Below are 4,638 nucleotides of genomic sequence, written 5' to 3'. Positions count from 1 at the left end.
AGCACCATGCTCGTCAACCGCTCGCCACAACAGATACGGCTCGCCGCGTAGCGTCACGAACATCTCGTCTAAATGCCAGGTGTTGGCTGGCTTGCGCCGCGCCGCCTTGGCGCACTTAGCGAATCCAGCGCCGAACTTGTCGCACCAGCAACGGATGGTTTCGTATGTGACCACGACGCCACGCTCGAGCAACAACTCTTCGATGTCGCGCAGGCTCAGGCTGAACCGGAAGTACCAGCGAACGGCGCAGCTGATGACGATAGCGGGGAAGCGGTGGCCGTGATAAAGCGATTTCGTCTTCTTCATCGCTTCATTCTACTGCCACACCTCCAGCAACCTGACAGTGCCGTGTCGTGATCTGCGCGGTGTTCTTCAACAACCCTCGGTACCGGGTCTTCGTATAGCCAAACTGCTGCTTGAGTACGCGAAACGGATGTTCAACCTTGGCGCGGATGCCCGCTTTCAGGCGTTCAATCTGGTCGAATATCGCGTCCAGACGATCGTTCAGGTTCAGTTGTCGACGTCTGCCTGGTCGCATCGCGACATGCCAACGTACCGGGTTTGCCTGACAGCGCTTCTCAATACCCTGATATCCGGCGTCAGCGTACACATCCTTTTCCTGGCCGTGCAACAGCGCTTCGGCCGCATTGATGTCGTGGACGTTGGCCGCCGTACCAATAACGGTGTGGACCAGACCCGACTCTGCGTCCACTCCGATGTGCGCTTTCATCCCGAAATACCATTGATTTCCCTTCTTCGTCTGGTGCATCTCCGGGTCCCGTTTGCCGGAGCCGTTCTTCGTCGAACTGGGCGCGGAAATCAAGGTGGCGTCGACCGCCGAGCCTGCCTTCAGCATCAGGCCTTTCCCGCTCAGGATCTCATTGACCAGCGTGAGCATCTGCGCAGCCAGGCCGTGCGTTTCGAGAAGGTGCCGGAACCGGAGAATCGTGCTCTCGTCAGGCAAACGCGTCATGCCCTCGTCCAGCCCAGCAAACTCACGATACAGCGGCACGTCATAAAGCGCCTCTTCCATCGCCGGGTCTGACAGACCAAACCACTGCTGCATGAAGTGGATCTGCAGCATCGTCGCAATAGGAAACGGCGGCCTTCCAGTCTTACCCCTTGGATAGTGCGGTTCGATCAACGCAATCAATCTCGACCATGGCACAACCCGCCTCATCTCATCGAGAAATTCCCGCTTGCGCGTGCGTTTCGTTGAAAGATCCAGACCCAGACCAAGCTGTGTCATCGGGGAACCCCTGAAACTTGCCTTCTCCCAGGATAGTCGACCCAGACGTCAACGCCAGGACTTTTGCAGACCTTCCCTAATAATCGAGTTGAGGATAAATTGGTTCATTTCGCAGAGCTTAATTCAACCAGCGAGACGCGGCAAGTGCCTGTGCCAACTGCGCAGCACAGTCCGAGCAGTAGAGTGACCATCCAACGCCGGACGACAGCTAACGCGTCGAAAGCGGCCCTTCCATTGGCGCTGATCCCAACGACGGCTCCGGGTCGGACTGAGTCCATCCGCGCTTCAAACTCATCGCCCGAAAGCGGCCGTTAGGCTTTCGCCTCCCGAAAGCGGCCGGTCGTCAACGCACACTCCCGACCCGTTGCGGTCAGTCGTAAGATTGCGGTCCCTTTGTCGCTTCTTGAAGTACTGCGGTCATCCGAGGGCCTGTCTTTTTGGTCGGGCATCGGCCAACACAGTCAACAGTGCCACAGAACCTTATCGACCTGACGTGCCGAGTTCCGGGTCATTGGATTTGAGGATGCCGCGTCACAGAGAGATTGCGCCGGAAGCCGCCTGTATTGCCGCAGCAAGCTCGTCTTCGCTGCGCCCTCCATTGATGGCGATGCTTCCCCCAAAGACAAAGTGAGGAGCCGAACGGACACCGGCACCGGCCGACTTGGCCGCTTCCTGCTCGACGCGGCGGTGTTGTGCAGGATCAAGCGCGATAGCACGAGCCTGGTCGCGGTCAAAACCGTAGTCGGCTGCGATGTCGGCCAATACGTCGGCATCGGAAATATTCTTCGCTTCGATGAAGTAAGCGTCAGTGATTGCAACGGCGAGCCTGTGCTGCGTGTCACGCCCAGCGGCTGCCAGAATCACGGCATGAGCAGCTTGAGTCGGATAGGCCCAGAGCTGGCGGCCAAGATCCAGATCGAAGCCCGAAGCGCGGGCTTCTCCCTCAGGGCGAGCAAAGGCGATTTTGGGATCGGTTATGCCGTAGCGCGAGCGCAGCAAGTCGGGAATGTAGAGGCCGCCTGGCGGCGCATCTGGCAGTAGCAGGACTGGATGCTGCCGAATGTCGACGGCCAGGTTGGGGAAACGCTCCGCCAGCACTTTATCGAGACGGTGATGCCCGACGATGCACCACGGGCATGTGATTTCAGTATAGAGGTCTATTCGCATAACCCTGTTCTCGTGATCTGATCTTCGCGCTATGAATTCGAAGGTAGTTCGGCATCGATTCCGGTCAGTTGAACCGATAGGTCCCACAGTCGTCTTGCGAGTTCTGGATTCCGTGCGTCCTGCGACGGAGTGCATTCACCGGAAGGGCCTCTCAATTCGAACGTTTTCGTCGGCCCGTAATAGCCGCCGGACCTTATTTGTCCGGTCGCCGCCTGCAATGCACCCCACGCGCCCTGAGCCGGCGTGTTGAAAAACAGGCCGATCAATGACATGGCGACGCTGCCCCACCAGCTGTCGCGCGCAAGGTTGGTTCCGGCAAGGCCTGGATGGCAGGCCACCGCCGTAACAGGTGTGCCTGCCGCTCGCAGTCGCCGATCCAGCTCAAAGATAAAAAGCAGATTCGCCAGCTTGCTGGCTGCATAGCGAGGCATCCATTTGTAGCTCTTCTGCGCATCAAGATCGTCCCACTCGATCTTCGCGTTCCTGTGCAGACCGCTGCTCGTGACAACGATGCGCGATCCGGATGTTTCCGCGAGCTTGGGCAACATGAGCGCGGTGAACGCAAAGCACCCGAGATGATTGACGCCGAATGTCAGCTCGAAGCCTTGCGCCGTGTGTTTTAGCTTCGGCCCTTGCACGCCCGCATTATTGATGAGCGCGTCGATGCGCGGTTCCATTTCGGCCAGTTTTGCTGCGTTGCGCACGCTCGCCAGGTCTGCGAGGTCAAGCGGCAGGAAGGCGAGATTCGCTTCAGGGGTCTTCAGACGAATCCGGCTAATCGCGGCTTCCGCTTTCCGCTCGTCACGGCACGCGAGAAGCACCCTGGCTCGCCGCGTCGCCAACGTACTTGCTATTTCAAAACCTATGCCGGTGTTGGCGCCGGTGACGATAAAGGTCTTTCCCGATTGATCGGGGACATCAGCATGGGTAAATCCGCTCATGGCGTGAACCTTGTCGAGACGTTGCTGGGTCAATGGTTAGCGATGCCCGGCGCGGCACGCACGAACTTCGTGTCGGTCACCTGGTCAACCAGGAACTTCGCAAGATTGCCTCTGGAAAGCTTCATGCTGAGTTTGGCCTTTCCATACCAACCTACGTCCACGCTGCCATCGGCAGGACCATCCTGGAGGTTCGGGATGCGTACCAGTGTCCAGTCCAGGTCCGAATTGGCGACCAGTTCGCCAGTCGCCTTGATGTCCTCATACCCCTTGCGCGCGATAACCTTGAACAGCAGCGCGAACGCATGGGTTTTGATGGCAAAGCCGTCGCTGGGATCACGATAGGCAGCCGTAGAAATCTGGATAAGACGACGCACGCCTGCGTGCTTCATCGCGGCGATTATGTGGGTCAAGCCGTGCATGACCGGCTTGTCGCCTTGCACCTTGAGACTGTTGGGACCCAGGGCGCTAATGACCGCATCAGCCCCCTGGACGCACTTCGCAATGGCACGCTGGTCCTGCAGGTCGCCGACAACGATGTCGACCCTTCCCGCGAACGACGCGAGTTTCCTTGCGTCGCGCGTATAGACCGACAGGTTGTAGCCCTGCTTCAGGGCTTCCTCGATGACGTGCCTTCTGGTCGGCCCGGTTGCGCCGAACAGCGCGATGGTTTTTTTCCCGGCCATGAGGTCACGCAGCCGTCGCCAGTAAGGCCTTGATGGCTGTTTCGGCGTTGGCGATGGCGACCTTCACTGCATCGGGGCCTAAAACAGTACCTTCGACACGCACCACTTCAACGTTGGTCAGGCCGATGAAACCGAGCAGGTGCAGCAGATAGTTGGTCTGAAAGTCGAACGGTGCCCAGGCGCCTTCCGAGAACACACCGCCGCTAGCGGTAACGAGATAGACCTTCTTGCCCGTCAGCAGCCCCTTCGGCCCGGTATCGCCGTAGCCGAAGGTGACGCGCGGCCAGGTGACGTGATCGAACCACGCCTTGAGCTGCGAGGACGGACCGAAGTTGATCATGCCCGAACCGAGCACGATCACGTCGGCGAGCTTCAACTCGTCGACCAGATCTTGCGCGACCTTCACTGCCGCGACCTGTTCCGGCGTGCGATCTTCGGGCGACGTGATCCGGCCCTGGATGTAGGCCGGTGTGATGTGCGGCGGCGGATTCGCGGTCAGGTCGCGCACGGTCAGCGGGCCGCCCGAACGGGTCTGGATGCCTTCGGCGATTTCGGTGGCGAAACGGGTGGACAGGCTGTCAGTCCCGCGCGGGCTGGA

General features: G+C 59.4%; 5 protein-coding genes and 1 pseudogene. All 6 read right to left on the bottom strand.

What is annotated here, in order from left to right; all coding sequences use genetic code 11:
• Nucleotides 1-306: pseudogene (locus BMY06_RS37950) on the bottom strand (IS6 family transposase); the annotation flags it as partial.
• Nucleotides 307-310: 4 nt separating this feature from the next.
• Complete coding sequence (locus BMY06_RS37945; RefSeq protein ID WP_074987910.1) at nucleotides 311-1,249, bottom strand: IS5 family transposase; 939 nt, start codon at nucleotides 1,247-1,249, stop codon at nucleotides 311-313.
• A gap of 531 nt (nucleotides 1,250-1,780) precedes the next feature.
• A complete protein-coding gene (locus BMY06_RS37940) occupies nucleotides 1,781-2,416 on the bottom strand; it encodes a DsbA family oxidoreductase (protein ID WP_074987909.1) in 636 nt (211 codons plus the stop codon).
• A gap of 29 nt (nucleotides 2,417-2,445) precedes the next feature.
• The gene (locus BMY06_RS37935; RefSeq protein ID WP_074987911.1) at nucleotides 2,446-3,357 is read right to left on the bottom strand and encodes an oxidoreductase; all 912 of its coding nucleotides are present in this window, start codon (nucleotides 3,355-3,357) and stop codon (nucleotides 2,446-2,448) included.
• A 29-nt stretch (nucleotides 3,358-3,386) separates the two neighbouring features.
• Complete coding sequence (locus tag BMY06_RS37930; protein ID WP_074987908.1) at nucleotides 3,387-4,040, bottom strand: NAD(P)-dependent oxidoreductase; 654 nt, start codon at nucleotides 4,038-4,040, stop codon at nucleotides 3,387-3,389.
• A 4-nt stretch (nucleotides 4,041-4,044) separates the two neighbouring features.
• Nucleotides 4,045-4,638: FMN-dependent NADH-azoreductase (locus BMY06_RS37925; protein WP_074987907.1), on the bottom strand; the 594-nt coding region annotated here is incomplete at its 5' end.

Origin of the sequence: Paraburkholderia tropica, assembly GCF_900109265.1 — a bacterium.
Taxonomy (GTDB): Bacteria; Pseudomonadota; Gammaproteobacteria; order Burkholderiales; family Burkholderiaceae; genus Paraburkholderia; species Paraburkholderia tropica.
This window is presented reverse-complemented; position numbering and strand designations above follow the sequence as displayed.